Source organism: Photobacterium japonica (assembly GCF_050337005.1).
Classification (GTDB): Bacteria; Pseudomonadota; Gammaproteobacteria; order Enterobacterales; family Vibrionaceae; genus Photobacterium; species Photobacterium japonica.
Window position 1 is genome coordinate 1 of record NZ_JAKJSN010000055.1, and the last position, 17,381, is coordinate 17,381.

General features: G+C 51.6%; 12 protein-coding genes. 1 reads left to right on the forward strand and 11 read right to left on the reverse strand.

All coding sequences use genetic code 11. The annotated features are described in order from the left end of the window. Positions 1-146: 146 nt before the first annotated feature. From L4C36_RS18745 to L4C36_RS18755, 3 genes are all read right to left on the reverse strand, one after another. The gene (locus L4C36_RS18745) at positions 147-617 is read right to left on the reverse strand and encodes a methylated-DNA--[protein]-cysteine S-methyltransferase (protein ID WP_428479329.1); all 471 of its coding nucleotides are present in this window, start codon (positions 615-617) and stop codon (positions 147-149) included. Then, positions 614-2,026, reverse strand: a complete 1,413-nt coding sequence (locus L4C36_RS18750) for a DNA-3-methyladenine glycosylase 2 family protein (protein WP_428479330.1) — start codon at positions 2,024-2,026, stop codon at positions 614-616. The genes L4C36_RS18745 and L4C36_RS18750 overlap by 4 nt, the downstream gene beginning before the upstream one ends. Positions 2,027-2,220: 194 nt before the next feature. Next, positions 2,221-5,484 (reverse strand): M66 family metalloprotease, encoded by a 3,264-nt coding sequence (locus L4C36_RS18755; protein WP_428479331.1) that lies wholly within the window; start codon positions 5,482-5,484, stop codon positions 2,221-2,223. Between the two features lie 366 nt (positions 5,485-5,850). Between L4C36_RS18755 and L4C36_RS18760 the strand changes: the two genes are divergently transcribed. Further along, a complete protein-coding gene (locus L4C36_RS18760; protein ID WP_428479332.1) occupies positions 5,851-6,840 on the forward strand; it encodes a glycosyl transferase family protein in 990 nt (329 codons plus the stop codon). 571 nt (positions 6,841-7,411) lie between these two features. Here the strand turns inward: L4C36_RS18760 and L4C36_RS18765 are convergent. The 8 genes from L4C36_RS18765 to L4C36_RS18800 all read right to left on the reverse strand — a co-directional run bounded on the left by L4C36_RS18765 (position 7,412) and on the right by L4C36_RS18800 (position 17,378). Further along, on the reverse strand, positions 7,412-9,583 hold the full coding sequence (locus L4C36_RS18765; RefSeq protein WP_428479333.1) for a phage tail protein: 2,172 nt from the start codon (positions 9,581-9,583) through the stop codon (positions 7,412-7,414). 213 nt (positions 9,584-9,796) lie between these two features. Continuing rightward, positions 9,797-10,009 (reverse strand): hypothetical protein, encoded by a 213-nt coding sequence (locus tag L4C36_RS18770; protein ID WP_428479334.1) that lies wholly within the window; start codon positions 10,007-10,009, stop codon positions 9,797-9,799. Positions 10,010-10,036: 27 nt separating this feature from the next. Then, positions 10,037-10,786: a phage BR0599 family protein gene (locus L4C36_RS18775; RefSeq protein ID WP_428479335.1), complete on the reverse strand. Its 750-nt coding sequence runs from the start codon at positions 10,784-10,786 to the stop codon at positions 10,037-10,039. Between the two features lies 1 nt (position 10,787). Continuing rightward, entirely contained in the window at positions 10,788-12,461 is a 1,674-nt protein-coding gene (locus L4C36_RS18780; RefSeq protein ID WP_428479336.1) for a hypothetical protein, read from the reverse strand. Further along, entirely contained in the window at positions 12,461-13,402 is a 942-nt protein-coding gene (locus L4C36_RS18785) for a hypothetical protein (RefSeq protein ID WP_428479337.1), read from the reverse strand. The genes L4C36_RS18780 and L4C36_RS18785 overlap by 1 nt, the downstream gene beginning before the upstream one ends. After that, positions 13,402-14,262 (reverse strand): hypothetical protein, encoded by an 861-nt coding sequence (locus L4C36_RS18790; RefSeq protein ID WP_428479338.1) that lies wholly within the window; start codon positions 14,260-14,262, stop codon positions 13,402-13,404. The genes L4C36_RS18785 and L4C36_RS18790 overlap by 1 nt, the downstream gene beginning before the upstream one ends. A gap of 19 nt (positions 14,263-14,281) precedes the next feature. Next, positions 14,282-17,044, reverse strand: a complete 2,763-nt coding sequence (locus L4C36_RS18795) for a tape measure protein (RefSeq protein ID WP_428479339.1) — start codon at positions 17,042-17,044, stop codon at positions 14,282-14,284. Next, entirely contained in the window at positions 17,037-17,378 is a 342-nt protein-coding gene (locus L4C36_RS18800) for a hypothetical protein (RefSeq protein WP_428479340.1), read from the reverse strand. The genes L4C36_RS18795 and L4C36_RS18800 overlap by 8 nt, the downstream gene beginning before the upstream one ends. Positions 17,379-17,381 lie beyond the last annotated feature (3 nt).

Genomic DNA, 17,381 nt, shown 5'->3' on the forward strand with positions numbered 1-17,381 from the left:
CTTTAATTATTCAGAATAAAATAACGCGTAATTGACAAAATGAAATATAACCCACCACCTAATGCGTCAATTAAATGACACCCGCAAAGCAGGTCATCTTCTCTTTTCTATGGCCATTCAAACGCACCGCGAGACGGGTAAGGGCATCATCCACCTCCGTCTTGGGCACTTCGTTTTTCATGGTCGAGTAACCACACTTTTTTATCGAGTCCACCCGCATAACCGGTGAGTTTGCCTGAACTGCCGATCACACGGTGACACGGCACAATGATCGGGATGGGATTTTTCCCATTGGCCGCCCCTACCGCGCGCACCGCTTTCGGGTTCTCAATCGCATTGGCGATATCCGCGTAAGAGCACGTCACGCCATAGTCGAGCGCCTGTAAAGCCTGCCACACGGCATGCTGAAAAGCGGTGCCTTGGGCAGACAACGGCACATTAAACGCCGTTCGTTCACCCGCAAAATACTCCGCCAGTTGCTGACAGCATTGCGCTGTGATGGCATTCGGGGTTTGCGGCGCATCAGGATCCGCATCAAAAGTGATCACACACACCGCGTGATGATCCGCATAGACATTCAGCCACCCGATTGGGGTCGCTATCAATTGATTATTCATGACACGATCTTCCATAAATACAACGTTAGGTAACTGCGCCAGGGTGCGGCCAAGGCCGGATCACAGTCACACTGTGCCATGGCTTTTTTCACACCGAGATCGCTCACGAGCAATACATCCGGATCACTCAAACCCCGCATCCGCAGATAGTTCACCGTCCACGGGCCAATACCGGGGATCGCGAGCAATGCCTCGGTATCACTGAGATCCCCGCCACAGGCATAGGTCGCAAACAGGCGCAGCGTTTCTCGGCGTCGTTCGGGCATACCCAACCGGTTCAAATCATAGGTTAACAGGCGCTCAGGCGTGGGGAAATAGCACCGTTGGTCGCCATTGTCCCGATCCTCATTATCCGGGTTCATCGCCACCATCTGTGCCACCAAACGCTTGGCCGCCACCACTGACACTTGTTGCCCTAAAATCGCCCGTATACCGGCTTCGTACGCACACCAAATACCCGGTAAGCGACCACCTTCATGGTGAAGCGTTGTTGCCCCCAACGCCTGTTGTAACGCAACATCAATTTGTGCCGGATCCGCATCCACATCCAAACAACGCCGAATATGACTGATCACTGACGGCAAGTACGTCAGATCAGAGAGTGAAATCGTCACGGCAAAATGCCGATCGGTATAGCGCGCCGTAAAGTGCCCTTTTACGTCGCCCATGTTGCAGCCATTGCCCCCGCTCTTTCCTTGGAAAGTCCGGCCATAATAGTCCTCCCCCACCCATTCCAGTCCGGGGATATGCCGCGCGGCATAGAAATCACGTAAGGCAGGCCAGTCATATGGCGGACGGTAAGCGAGATTCAGTGTAATAGGCGTACCACTGCCTGACATCGCAGCGGCGGTTTGGCGGCGGATCGCACGGGGCGATAACCCAAATTGTTGTTTAAAGGCATCGTTGAAACGTCGCACACTGGCAAACCCGCTCGCTAAGGCTATATCGGTGATTGGCAACGCCGTTTCATGCAACAACTTTTTGGCCAGCAAACATTGCTTATAGAGGCTATAGGCCTTGGGTGATAACCCCAGAGACTCCTGAAATAATTGGCGCAGGTAGCGCTCGCTGATCCCCAATCGCGCCGCCAACGCCGGTAATCCCCCACGAGGCAGGCCGTTTTCATCAATCAAGCGTAATGCGCGGTGAAAGGTGGTTTGTACCCCCTGCCAAGCCGGTGACTGTGGCGCACTGTCAGGACGACAACGCAAACAAGGGCGATATCCCGCTTGGGCTGCCGCATACGCCGTTGCAAAGTATTCCACGTTCTTCTCCAACGGCGGTGGCGCAGGACAAATCGAACGGCAATAGATCCCGGTGGTTTTCACAGCCGTGAAAAAATGACCGTCATAGCGAGCATCACGGGCTAATCGCGCTCGCTGGCACGCTTGGGCACTCATCATCAACATTCTGCCGTCCTTATCGTTTTCCTGTGTTTCTTAGCATTCAGTGTACGGCCTTATTATCATGAACACTCGCCATTTTCGGCACTCAATCCCGACATCAAATCGCAGGCATAAAAAAGCCCAGCGCGTTGGCTGGGCTTGATGCATTTACACCATAACCATGTAAACAGTGCTCATGCAGATGCTCAGAATTGGGTTTAGAACTGGCCCAAGTACTGCCAGTGTTTATCTGATGGATCTGCCGATGAATCCGGCCATGGGAAGTAGCTGTACCAACCGGTTTTCAGGCGGTAGTAGTGACGACCACCATGGTAGTCGTACACATACACATCACCCACCGTGCCCCACTGACCCTCATCACCCCATTCACGCAAGCGATCCTGACGGTACCAATCCAGCAAATCTTGCTCGAACACGCCCTGATCTTGCCACGTCACCAATTGCTCAGTCAGCAGACGATCATTGGCGATAAACAACCAATCGGCATTGGAGAATTCACCGCTCGGGAAAGCATCGCCTTTACCCGCGACTTTCTGCATGAAGTACGCACGGCTGCCATCGTCTAGCGTCTGCACAAAAATGGCGAACGGCTGAGTCGTTGTCACGCGTTGATCCCACGTTAGCAAGGCGTCCACACCGAAGTACTGCTGCATGCGCGTGGCATGATCATCCCCCTCACGGCTCAACAGGATCGGATTCAGATCCATGTTCACATAGGTTTGTGCACTCCCGAGGAACTTCCAGCCTTCATTGCTTTGCTGATCCAACGGCATCGCACCGGCATTCGCCTGCTTCATCAGGAAGTAATCACGGGTACCGGTGTCTTCGTTCCACTGTGCGTATAGCGCACCGATAAAGCGAGCGTTAGCTTTATGCCCATCGTTGATGCGGTAGTTACCAGCAAACAACTGGTAGGCTTCCAAGGCGAGCAGTTCACGCTCAAACTCGGCAATCGAGACAAAGTCACGGTTAGTCAGTTCAGTGATCTGCGCAAACGTCGGTGAATGCTCAACCCCTTGATCGTAACCCTGCCCCTGACCAAAAGTGATGGCACGTGGTGGGTACACACTGTTGGCCGTAAACGTACGATACGTCAGTGCCACTTCGCCCAAGCTGTCAGCGGTTGGATTCTCTTCGACCACATACTGTTCAATCAATGCATCCATGTAACCAATGAAGGTCCATTGGTGGTTTGAATTGCCCGACTCCGGGAAATACCAGTAAGAGTGCGTATTCAAACGGAACAGTTCAACACGGCCATTGCGGTGATAGCTAAAGACATCACCCGGTGTGCCTTGACGGTTATTTTCACCCCACTCAAAGAAGCGTTCCTGCGCCACGTCAGCCAGAATGTGCTCCGTCACTATAGTCAGCAAACTGCGCTGCGGACAGCTGATCGCCATGCTTTCTGGCTGTGCATCACGCGCCAAGTTCACATGGAACTTGTTACTCATGCTGCCATCAAGACGCATGCCTTCCAGCCCAATACGGTCTTCATGCCCGTCCGCATACGTTACGGTCGCCCAACACTGACCCACCGTTGGCGCAGGTAACTCAAAGACCTGACCCGCACTGCCGTACATTGGCGGGTAGATATAACTCATGTTGGTGTTTTGCGGATCGTAATACCCCACCATGGTCATCACATCCACACCACGCTGTACCGGCTTGAGCTTGGTGGTGTCCGTGACAGGTACCATTTGCTGCTGCTCGGCATCCCAATGGGTATAACCACTTGGGCTGTCCATGTCGAGGAAGTCATAACCGGTCAGGTAATCTTGCATCACCTTGGAGGTGTAACCGGTAAATAGCGGATAGCTGTTCACACGTGAATCAAAGTTACCGCCCGCCATCGGATCTTTACCAAAGCCGACAATACCGGCAAAGTTGCGATCGCCTGACCCGTTTTCATACCACACCACGTTATCCGCCATGCGGCCACGGTAGGCATCGTAACCCCAGCCACTCTTGGTGCTGTGGTAATACGTATCCGGGCCACCCGGCCAATGCCACAAACTGAACGCGTGGCCAATTTCGTGGGTCACTTCGTTCGCCGTTGAATCGACCAACAGGGCCATGCCGTTACCGCCCGACAAACCGTGGGTCACGTTTTCAAGGCTGCCGTCTTTTTTCTTATAACGACCAATGGAATGACCAATCACCACGGTCGGGTAATTGGCTGGCTGCCACTGCTGGGTACCCGCCGTGCTGGTCACACCAAAGTTGGCGTTATTGATACCGGTCTGGATCAGAGACTTGGTGATGTTTTCACGCAAATCACCCGAGTACACATCCGGTTTTTCATAGTAGCTGTAGTCTTCTTCCACTTCACCGTATGCGGTCACCACTTTGTCCAGTTGTACCGGCAAATACGGGCTCAGCGTCATGGTAGAGAACGGGAAACGCTGGAACAACTCTGCCCCATAGTTACCCATTTTTTCTTCCAACGGCTTCACCGCAGGGGGCGCCGTCAGCATACCGATACGGATCATCGGCATATCAACATGGATAGGCGCACCAAACTCAATGGCATCGGCAGACAATTCCCCTTCACGGCCGTCATAGGTCATGAAGGTAACGCTCAAGCCCTGCTCAACCCAGTTCCACGGCAGCACGGTGGTGTAAGAGCGCTTAGAGAACAGAATATCCTGACGATCATCCTGGCCCACGCGATCCGTCTTCATGATTTGCGTCGGGTTGTTCAAAATGCGTTTTTCCATCAACTCGCCGTGCTTGTACACGCGCATTTCAATGGCTTTAGCGTCTTGATTGTCTTTTTCCGGCGTCAGTACCAGTAACGCTTCACGGTGCGTGACCAGTTTCTGCTGGGATTTATCGGCATTGCCGATAGCATCTGCGGTTTGGTTCTGCACAAAACGCACTTGGGCGGCAAAACTGCCCACTAAGTGATTTTCCACAGGGAGTTCATCAATGAAGCCCAGTGCATCGACCGCTTTTTGATCCAGCGGCAAACAATCTTGGGTTTCCTGTGTCACGCCACGGGTTAAATAACGGACGTGGCACTTTTTGGCGTCATCTAAATAGTTAAAGCCGAACTGATCGTGAAAAATGAACACGCCGTCTTGTTCATTGACCAAACGCCACGGTGCTTTGACAAAATCAAACATCGCTTCCGCGGAGCGATCCGCATAAGCCACATTCTCGTCATACGATGCGCCCAATACAAAAGGCATAAAAAGAGGGAGGTTATCCGGCGACATCGGGTAAAGGTAATCGTTATAACGGAAGAAACGACGGCCATTACGCTCTTCCCAGTTTTTTGGGTCACTCGCTAACGTCACCACTTCATGAATGCGCGCTTGTACCTTTTGCGTCATAGCCTGCATCAACGTCTGTACATCAGACGTCGCGGTATTGGTCACTACCGGTGTGGGAGCGGCCATCGCCGCCGGACTGATCAGCAATACGCTAATCGCCGTTGCTAATAGGGATTTTCTCATCGTTATTCTCTCTACCTATTTTCCTAGCCCAAAGGGAAACTGACACGCTCGCGGCAAGCGGTCACTGCATTCGCGAATGCATAACAGTAAAAAAATGCATCGCTGGCTAATTAATACGTTAAAAATCAGAGAGTTTTTTATTTTTGTTTTTATCCTTGCCTTAAGATCACATTTTCACACACAACATATTGCGAGCTATACGACACTTTCACCTTATTCCCTATGGCGATTCATCACCCAATGTGTTTAGCCACTCTTCACGTCCGCAGTATCCGCTGCTTTTATTTGGTACGGGTAAAACCGCCTCGAAATGCTATGATGGTCGCCACAGTGTTAAGCACAATTTTCGTCAACAAGGATGGTGACATGCCTGATTTTTCTGAATTTATTAAACACGTCGGCCGTGGCGAAAAAGGCCGCCGCCCATTAACCCAAGACGAAGCCCGTCAAGCGCTCACCCAATACCTTGATGGCGATGCTGAGTTGTTACAGCTGGCGACCTTGCTGATGTTGCAACGGGTACGCTGTGAAACGGCAGAAGAAGCGGCGGGCTACATTCAAGCATTGCGGGATCGCATTGCACCTGCATGGCAACAACTGGATGTCGAGGTCGATTGGCCGTGTTTTGCGGGCAAGCGTCGTCAGCCACCGTGGTTGCTGTTAGCGGCCAAACTGCTGGCACAAAACGGCGTGAAGGTGATGCTTAGCGGTCATGCCGCGGTCGATGCAGTGAAATACCAAATTGAAACGGCCTGTCCGGCACTGCACATTCAACAAGCCCATACTCCCGAGCAAGCCCGTGCGATCTTAGCCGCCGAGAACATCTGCTACATCCCACTGTCAGCCTATTGTGAGCCACTGATTGATCTGCTCGCGATCCGCAAATTAGTGGGGCTACGTACCCCCCTCAATACCGTTGCCCGCGCCCTGAACCCCACCGGCGCGCCGTTTGCGATTCATGGCATCTTCCATCAGGGCTATGAAAAATTACATGCCGAAGCCGCGCAACTCGTGGGGGATCGCAACATGGTGGCATTTAAAGGCGAAGGCGGTGAAAGTGAACGCAGCCCACGCACCAGCTGCTTGATTGCCGGTGTTCATGACGGGGCGTATTTTGATGAAGAGTGGCCAACGTTCCTTGAAGGCGCGTCCGGCAAACACGGCGAGATCAGCGGTGACTACCTACAACGCATCTGGCTGGGTGAAGAAGACAACGAATACGGCCATCACGCCGTCGTCTCAACGTTAGCGATAGTCCTGAAGATGATGGGGCGCGCACCGGATCAAGCATCCGCCTTGGCTCTTGCGGATACCTGGTGGGCTGCTCGCCACCAGCACGGCGTGCAGAATCAATAACCCACCGCCAAAAGCCAACACCCATTCCCCTTTGCCAACCCTGTTTAGCCACTTTCCGGTGCGCGGCAACACGCCCGCACCGTTTGCTGCCTTTCTGATCAACACGTTGGGAGATTTACCATAAAGTTACCCACCGTTTTTGTGGATAAATCCGTTTAATTCATAAAATACAGCATGTTAGCAAAATCAAGATTTTGATGTGAGATTTTTAAACTGTTTGCTCTACGGCTGATTTCACGCATTAAATGTGCGTATTTGGGGCGGTATCTGCTTAGATGTAGCCGCCCGCGAGGTTTGACAAATGAAACCGCCAGAAATGACAAATCCATTTTTGTCATTTCTGGCGGGCTCTGTATATAAAGCTGTAAATGAACAGGAAATAGACGGCTCTTTCCATTATGACTAAATACCAATCCAGCAGCGTATTTGTCATTTTAGGTGGGTGCTATAAACGTAGGCGATTACCGACTAGAGATGACGCATGGGAATTTTGTCATTTCAGCCGGTTTCTAGGACAGTAAAGATACGCAGTGTTTAAAAATGCCTGAATTCAAACAGCCATAAACACGGTTTAAACAGTTTGGGATGGGCGTTGAACCGCAATCAGCTGTGTATAACTTTGCATCGCTTCATAGCCATGTCGTATAGCGGAGAGTTCAATCTGAAGGTTGCTGATGGCTTCTGGAATCATCACGCTGTCAAAGATTAGCGCAATCTCTGCTGTAACCTCTTCATGTAGCACGATACCCGTATCAGCATCAGTCAGGGTGACCTTGGTCTCTGTGCCCGCTTCGGGCAGGTTGTTGCTGAACCAATCGGATAAATGCTGGGGTTCGGCCACTTCACTGATACGACTACGATGTGACAATGTCACATGTAATGGCAGCGTGACATATTCAGGCCAATACTCGCCATTTAGCTGCACGTTCACGACACATAATGGTTTTATTGCTCGGCCTACCATCTCAATCTCTGCAACCGTGGCGGCGGCTTCATTCAATGTCCCTTTCGCGGTTACCGTCAGTCCTCGCAAGCTGACCTGCTCACCGGAGGTAAATTCTGCCGCCAATGCATCACCATCAAGGCTGGTCACTAAGGTCATGGCGTTATGGACTTGTGGCATCGTGTCCAGCACCCCGCGTTTCACCTCAGCAGTGTCACCATCCAGGCTCATGATCACAACCAGTTCGTCACCCACCATACAGATCATCGGCAGTTCTTGCCCTGAAAAATCGCGCCCAGCCAGATTAAACTGGGTATCGGTGCGGCTGGCGGGGGTAAGCAAAAGTGAGCATGGCGCAAAGCTTGCCCGATGGCTGTAAATCCAGCGGCCAAAGTGGCTGTAATAGAGGTCAGCCCCGAGGGTATCACTAGTTGGTTTCTCGGCCAGCCAACCGACAATGCAGGTGTATTCGTTCATGGCTGCCAGTTCAGACGGGTTGAGCGTATTGGCCAGCAGCCAGTAAGGCAGCTCTACCGCTACCTGATTAGTAATTGGCAGCGGTTCGTTAATCGGGTCTTTCCAGTTGCTCGGCGGTGGCGGGCTATAGTCCCCCGTAGCCGCTGAGAAAATATCTTCCATTAAGTCCAGCTTCACTTCTGGACTGGCGAGGCTACCCCGGCGTTTTTTCTGTACCCGCATAATATGATCGAGCCCTGCAGGCGGATACACCACCCGCACCACATCGCCAGGCTGATAGTTGGCCGCCGAAGTATCGCAATACAATTCGCAGGTCATCAGTCTCGCTGACAACATTCGCAACTCACGCATAGCTACCTTATAGGCCAGCTTGGCATCGTGGATCATTGGGAAGTTCACCGTTTCCCCTATGGTACGCCCCGTGGCATGTAACAAAGCTGAATTCATCACGGTCACGGCGGCTTTCTCGTGGGTCTCCCAATCGGTATAGGTCACCGTCAGGGTATTGATTAAATCAGCCTGACTACGGCGGCGGATATTGCGAGCCGAGGTGATCTGCTGTCCCGTCAGCACAGGGAGGTCGTCGCTGTTGTAGTCATCCCTGGCAATACGCATAGTGACTTTCCCCGTGCCCTCATCAGTAAAAACATAACCGTTAATATAACGGCAGATATCTTTAATGAACTGCTCCACCGGTTGCTGCTTGACCCAATGGGCATTGAGGCCAAATCCCTCACGATACAGCGCATCCGCACAGTGGGTAAACGCTATATCATCAATGTTCTTATTGCCGGTTCCCCACTCCGGGCACTCAATCAGTTCATGAATAATATGCGCCGCATTCAGGCCACCTTCGCCCTGCGTCAACACATTCCCAATGGCCGCTTTGTTCTGATTCCACATCGCCTTGCCATCCCAACCTGTATGCAGCCGTGCCACTTCCACCGCAACTGGTGGTGGATAGCTGGAATTGCCCATTTCAGGTTTACGAAACACCAAGGCTGTCAAGTGGCGAAACGCACTCACCACCCTCTTCCCATCCACAATCTGACCGCAGTGGTGGGCGAGATAATCATTCACGCCCTGATTGGCACGGCCAAGGCAGACATCAATATCGCCAATCACCCCGCCGTACTGGTCACGATCACCAAACAAGGTAGGCTGGTTAATGGTCAACCGCTGGGTACTCTTGATTTTGGCATTACTGCCCACCTTTTCACCAAACCAAATTCGCTGGATAAAATCGACGGGGCCATGACACAGCACTAGGTGTTGCCCCCAAAACCAGCGGTAACCTACGGTTTGCTTTTTCTTACTGCCCATGGCACATCCCTACCCTGCTTAAATGTGTTTACGACCCTTGTTACCAGCGGATCACCCAATGCCAACAGCTGATCGCAATCAGCGCCCTCTTTAACAAAGGCAGCCCAACTCAAACCGTGCGCCTCAAAGACCCCTCGCGCACCTGAGCAGCAAAAGCCAAGCGGTGCCAAGTCACGGGGATAGATACGGTTATGGTTACAAGGCTTAACACGATTATTTGCGGATTTCACTGTACGACACATCCCCCCACCAATAGACCGTGCCGCTGGTGATTTTGATCTTGCCAAAGACCACGCCCAACGGTTTTCCCTTTTCAATCACTGGCGCTTTGGGCTCTTGCATATCAGGCGCATCATGCCCCTGATTCATGGCACGGTAGCTGATGGCCACCGAGACTACCGCCATGATAATGGCTAACCAAACCATACAACTCTCCTTGTAAATAGGATGACATTAACGATCTATTGGATCGCCAACATAAGGATTCTTGGTGGGCAGGTTAGCCGCACCGCCAAAGTTAATCGCGTTATTAAATCGGCGATGACAAGTTGCCAGCGAGCGATCACAGCCTCGAACAATGACTGCCTTATCTCCCGGATTAAAGTGGGCTGAATGGAGCAATTTCAGCGTCACGCCATCAGGCTGGCTATCAATAAAATGGGTATTACCGCCTTGCTTGAGATAGCCAAAGCCATATTCCAGCGCGACAGGTTCCGTCAGGGTAAGACGTGTCCCCGAAGCTGACTTGATGGTGATGGCTCGCGGGGATTCAGTAACACCACATTTTCGGCAGCCCAACGCATAACGACACAACGGCGTAATAGTTTCATTCAGGCCAGTCACTTGCAGTTCGGTATGCACCGCTTCCAGTTCGACCGTCACAAAACCCTCATTCCATACCCCGGCCATCAGACGACCCGCAAATACTGTGTAGAACGAGCTGCCATCTTCCGAGCGGAGAATGGCCACTCTCGGGGCGATATTAAGGGGAGGATTAAGCGCCAAATCGGCCAGTTCACTTCCGGCAGAAACCTCAAAAGAGGTATCAGCCCGCAGCGGATCATCGGATTGTTCAATAGCTGCATCGCGCTCAATCACATGGGCGCGCCAGTGGATACCATTGACCATCACATCATGCTGATGGGAGGTGAAATACCACACCTCATGGTGGGTCTCTATTTTATACAGTTCTATCACCGCCATCTCATGACTCCAGTTTGGTAAGTTCGGATTCAGACACCTCGACCATCGCCATCATTACCTGCATTCGGTGTCGTGGCAGATAACTGATTTTGACCAGATCATCATCCGGCCTCATCAATCGCATTACATGGCCGCAGACTAGATCCCCCATATTGACGGCTATCAAAGGATCCCCTCCGATATCAAGGATGACATTGCCGTCGGCATCCACGCCATCGGGACGGGCATAAGTCATCTGCACCCCGTCCTGCCATTGCAGGTAAACATGGCAACCACCGAACTGATTAAAACCCGAAGGCTTAGCCACAATCTTTTTTCGGCTACCACTCCCGGCCAGGCGAATTTCATGGTGAAACGTGAGCCACCAACAGGTGTTTAAACGCCCTTTAAACTGATACAGAAACTGCCTCAGCTGCCAGCAGGATTCACGCCCGCTCGCCACCCATTCAATGGTGGTGGCATGCTGGCCATAGTCCCGCCCTGTCATTAACATCTGCTGGCCACTGGCGGTTGTCTTATCCTTCCAGGTAAAGGCCATGTCATCGCGTACCCCACCGGACTTGCCGCGCTTGATCACCACCGGTCTGCCAAGGTATTCCTGTACAAACTCAACGGGCCATTGGGTTGCTTCTGGGATCATGAGTGGCTGACTGTTCACCCAACTGATTTGCTGTTCAATGCGCGCGCCACGGCGGACTGATTTCAGTCCGTCTGGGGCAATGGCGGTGATCGCAGGCATGACCACAACATTGAAGTGATCAAACAGCAGCGGCTGCTGCAATATCAAACCTGTAACTGTCACTCGATCAATAAAAGCTACCTCGTAATGCTCGGCGTCCTTATATAGCACCACCATGCCGTCGTTATTAAAATCACGGCCCGTAGCCTCGACCTGTATTTCAGTTGCGCCAGATAGCACTGTGACCGGAGGGGTTGCATCACCCCAGACAGGGACAACGTGCGGATTTTTGCCCTGCGCGGCATAACGAGCAGTTTGTTCTGCCCCGACACTGACGGGCAAGGTATAGCGATAATCAAGATGCTGGATAGGCTGATTGGCATTGCTCAGTCGCTGCTCACTGGAATGGGTTTCAATCACCGCCGTGAACCATTGCCACTCTTCGGTGATGGGGTAAATCGGCGGGTATGGCCACAGTGCGACCCGCGTCCCGACCACATTCAATTCGGTAGTAACCACACCGCCATTAAACGACCATTCAAAGTGCGCCTCGATATTCATCTCAACATCGAGTGACACCGCCAGCTCATAGTTCCAATGGCCGCCATAAGGAGCCAGAACATCGCCGGGTTCTGCCCCGAGCAACACCATGCCTTTATCATTTATGCTGACAATTTCGGTCAAGGAGAGCGGTGTGGTGTAGGAACTCCAGATTTCGACGGGCACCCGCGAAGCATTAACAACAAAACCCAGATCGATTTGTAGGGGTTGAATGAAAAGGGAGTTTTTAAATGTCGACCAAAACCATACCGATGCATACCCGATGACTTTTTCGCTATACCCACCGACGACAGGCTCTATCGCACGTTGATTGGCATAAACTGCCCCCTCATAGAATGCAATGGGGGTGAGAATGGGGATCGGTGGTTCTGAAAATTGTTGTACCCAGAAGCTACCACCAACAGCAAAGCCAATCGTTCTGTCATTTAAGGGCATTAATCGCCCTCATCCAACTGTAAAGCCACACCACATTGACCAGATTGCAGAACATTGAACATGGCCCACTTTCGTCCCTGGTATATCACGGTGTCGCCATTACCAAAATACTTCATTGAACACAGGCGGATCTGTGGCGCTTCATGTGAGATTTCATAACCCGTCGATAATCCATCATCTCGACAATGTGCAAACAGCAAGGGGAAAAAAGGGGTTGTTGCGGATGGCTCAAAATACAGCTGAGCCATTTCATCTGGCTGTATATACCAATTAGCATCATATTGCCCCTTATAAGGACACGTGAATTTATGAGTATTTGGGAATGGATTTCTACTTCTCGGGTTTGCTAGCAATGAACTCCAGGTATTTCTGAAATGAATAAGGCTTCCAATCCATTCCAATGAATCCCTATCGCCATAGCTATAACCGCTTGACCAATTTGGATGCCCTAAGTGCGCCAATCCCCCCATCTGCGTGAGATAGATAGCATCATCATTATGATATTCACTGACACCATCCAACAGGCAGCAGCCACCAGAGCGAATGCGCCCATTGGCCATACTCCATAAAAACACAAAAAAATAAGAGTCGGAGCACACTAGGGCATAACTTAGAGGCCAAGTCATCACTTGCGCGCTATCACCTGATCCTGCCTGCGCATGCGTATTGGATCGAAGTGGATTAACCAGACCAGGCCACTGCCCTGAATAATCAGTACCATATGCAACTTTTACGGTATCAGAACCACCGCTGTAATTAACAAACGGAAACTCAAACGCGAGTGCCCAGTCTCGATGCTTATGTTTAACTGTCACGCGCCCCACACCATCAAGAGGATCACACCGCATAAGATCCCAATGCTGGACGGGCAGTGAAAATAAGGCGTCAAAAGCCTGCTGCATACTCTCTGCCGAATTTGCCGTTCCTGTGATATACGCCATCAGAGCAATTCCCACGCCATAAAGTCATTAAATCCATTGCGGAATATATTCTGGATGATCATCCACTCCCGCGTTGCGTCAGCATTTGCAATCTGCTGCCATGTGGCAGTCCTGTCACCGCAGATATAATGACAGCCAATAAAGTCCCCTAGCATCCCCGAAGACACGCTGGATAAACTCAGAGGGAGCAACCAGCGGTCACCGGACGCATAATTAGCGCCATGAGTAAAAAGCTGACCATTAAATTGACTGGGGTAAGTTTTAAAACCCGACGTCAGCCACTGGCCATTGGGCAACAACACCGCTCCAGGATTTTTTAGAAATCGTTGAAACAAGCCATAGCTGTCACCTTGAGAAGACCAACGGCCAGTAAGTGAGTCCCCTTCACCAAAACAAACAACTTGCCGAGACCAGTGCCCCAATGAACAATAAGCGCGTAATTTTCCTAAATACGCAGCACGGGTGGTGGTAGAAACTTGAGCAGCAATTTTGATGTGGTCATTATCCAAGCAAAACACATATTCAATATTGTTCTGCCATAAATACATCACATGAGTCGGTGATTTTGAGGGTTGCTCTTCTAACGGCGAGCCTACGGAAAATAACGGGCTGGCATACATAACAAGATTATATATATCCGTCGATGCATTAAATTGCGTTTTAAATCCGACGTATATTTTTTCTAATCCACTTTCCCCTGTAGAGCTCATAATAAGTTCATCAACCCCATATGCAGGTTGCGTCGGATCAACCGCATCTTTCACCCAACGCTCCACCATCCAGCCATTGGCCGAGGCGAAGATTTTTAATTTTTCCAGCAGATCGCGATAACCGCTTGCGGTGCCCTTTTCCCATGCCATCTCAATTCCTTTTCAGACCTTAATTCAAGTTTGCTCGGTTACGCTGGACGATTTTCACCACGGCTTGTTCGCCGGCATCGCTGCGCAGATAGGCTTTCAGCTGCTCCTGGTTATCGAGGAACGCGACATGCACTGCCGGGGCGGCGACGTTAATATTCGGATTGCCGCCCACACCCATGCTCTGTTGCTGCATCTGCAGGTGTTGCTGGCTTTGCATCGCCTTCATCTGCTGCATCATCGAAACCATCCAGCGGAAGTTGTCGGCCTGCTTGGGGTTAAGCACCATTTCATCTTTACGCAGCATCCAAGTGCCTTCGTTCTGAGCCGGTACACGGTCAATGCCGTCATGGGCCTGGCCCGCCAGCGCTTGTCCAGCAACGATCCCAACCGAGGCATAGCCCATGGTGCGCACAGCAGCAGATAAGGCCATCCCAACGGGCGGCGGGCCAAAACTTAATGCCTTGGTCGCGGCTTCCTCAGTGGCGACGACCATCGACGGGATCGCTGCCAGCTTCTGCGCCGCAAACAGTACCCGGTACAAACCGCCCTGCTCTTCCCCTGCCTGTTTCAAAAAATTGGTCGTGAGACTGAGCTGCTGCTGAGTAAAGTTGAGGGTCGATTGTGCTACCTGATTTTGGTATGCCTGACGCTCATCCCCCGCCTTGCGTTCAATATCCGTCAGATTAGCTTCATGGTCAGCCCGCAGTATTTCCCGATTGGCAAAGTATTCCCGTTCCAGTTCATCCTGCAGTTGGTTGTTATCTTGGGCTTGGGCATACGCAGCCTGAAACGACGCCGACAGCTGTTGCAGCCGCTCGTTATAGGCATACTGTTCTTGGATCTGCGCTTGATTTTCCATCTCAGCCTGCATGGCCAATCGCATCAACCAGGCGGTATTCAGTTCGTCAGATTCCAGATAGAAAGCATCAATGGCCGAACTATCTATAGGCGAAGCGGCTTTGCCCTGCAGCGAGTCCAGTTTCTTGGCTTCCAGCAGCAGTTTTTTGGCTAACTCCTCATTAATGCCTTTTAAAGCACCGTGCTCAATGTCGTACCGTAGTTTTGCTGCTTCAGACGTTTCACCGAACAAGGCCACCTGTCGCTGCATCATCGCCAGTTGCTGCTCTGCCTGATTTTTCACTTTGTCATCAGTGAGCGGTTTCGGTGTAATCTTCTCGTTCTGCTTATCCTGTTTATTTTTCAGCTCATGGAGTTTATCTTCGAGGGCATATTGATCATCTAAATACGCCTTTTCTTTAACTCGTAGCGCATCCAATTTAGCTAAACGTTCTTCGATATCATGTGTGCCTTTATGGGCACTCAGTGACTTCATCTGAGCCGTGATTACACCTTGCTGAGCCTTCAAATCCGCTAGCGCATTTTCAACTTGCTTGATTTGCAAAACATCCATACGCCCCAGTAAATGATCAATACGATCTGACAAGTTATCCGTTTCAGCTGCGGCCGTTTGGTTCGATAACGCAAAATACCCCAACGCAGACACGGCCATCATCGCAATGCCCGCAGGCCCGCCTAAAAATCCCATCGTGGCATTGAGTGCGGCACCTGTCCGACGGGCAATAGACTGTGCGTGGGATAACGCTATGGTGGCAGTGGCTAATCGCCCCTCAGCCGCGATTAACGTATTGGTTGTCACGGTCAAACGCTTTCTAACCGTATCTCTAATTTGCTCTGATTTAATGCGAGCAATCGTCGTGGTTAGCGCCTGTTTCTGAATCGTAAGCAACGCCACCTCCGCATTAGCCAGCGACACGTTTGATTGTGCTGAACGGATAGTCGCGGCAGAATCCGCAATCTTCGCCGCCGTCATATTCACAATGACAGCAGTACCGCGCCCGAGCGCCAAGGCCAGTGTCACCCCAACAGCGGTCGAAACCAGTGCAGCATTATCAGCCAATACATTCAGGCTCTCGGTCAATGACAGCACCAACGGCGAAAACGCATCAGAAATAGGCTGTTCAAACGCCACTACCGCCTGCGTATAAGCAGTCGATAAGTCACCATACATAGCATTAATATTACCGGCAGTGCTGGCTGCTGCCCCCTCATAAGTCGCCAACGCTTTCACTAATGTTTCGGCAAAAAACGCCGAAGTCACCTTTCCTGCATTCACCATCTGGCGGAATCCACCAGCAGGGAGGCTTGCAGCCCTGTCCATCCGAGTCAGCAGACCGGGCAAGGGTTCCATCGTCTGGTTCAACTCTTCGGCGCGCACAATTTGACTCGACATAGCTTGCTGCAAACCAAACATCGACTGGCCCAGTTGGTCATTGGTTGCACCGAAACTTGCGGCTGCATCGCTCATCCCTTCAAAGATGGCGATGGTCTGCTGGCGGGTGATCATGCCCGCATCCTCAATCGAGGCAACCCGAGCATAGCTGCCTGCCATTCCAAGCAACGCCTTGTTGTGTTCTTTACTGATTTCAATCAGGTACTGCTCGGTTTTCAACCACTCTTGCTGACCACCAACCAGAGAGGTAATTTGATTACGGATATCCTGATAGGCTCCTAGCCGTTCGGTGGCCTTCTGTGCCGCTGCAACAGCAGAAAACCCTGCAGCCACACCCAACAGCATACTTTTCAACCCCATCAACTGACCTTGCATCGCATCCGATTGACTCGCCATGTTTCTCATCTGACGGCGGGTAGTTTCTGACTGGTCGCCCAAAGCGTCTACCGCCTGACGAGCGCCCCTCACCTCACCCACAAACTGCCGGGTCTCGGCATCAAATTTGAGCGTAAACTTCAGATTATTACTCACGGCAATTCAGTTCCTCGGTTAGGGTGTGGGCGATCAGTTTTAGCTTGTGGTAATCGTCGGGGTTGATAGAGCGGCCAGACAGGTCGGCATCGGCTTTCACCTGGCAGGTATCCATGCCAAGGCACACCGGGCCATTCCATCGCAGAAAAGCAGGGATATCCAACCACCATTCCAGCACGCTCTGGTGTTCATCCCAGACGGTGATCACCTCTGGCTCTGCCTCGGCCCCGACCTTGGCGAATGTATCGGATTCAATCCCCCAACTGGCCAGCTCGTCCTGCCAGTCCTGCTCATCTTTTGCCGTGGCGGGGCGACGTTGGATCGCCGCCCGCACGGC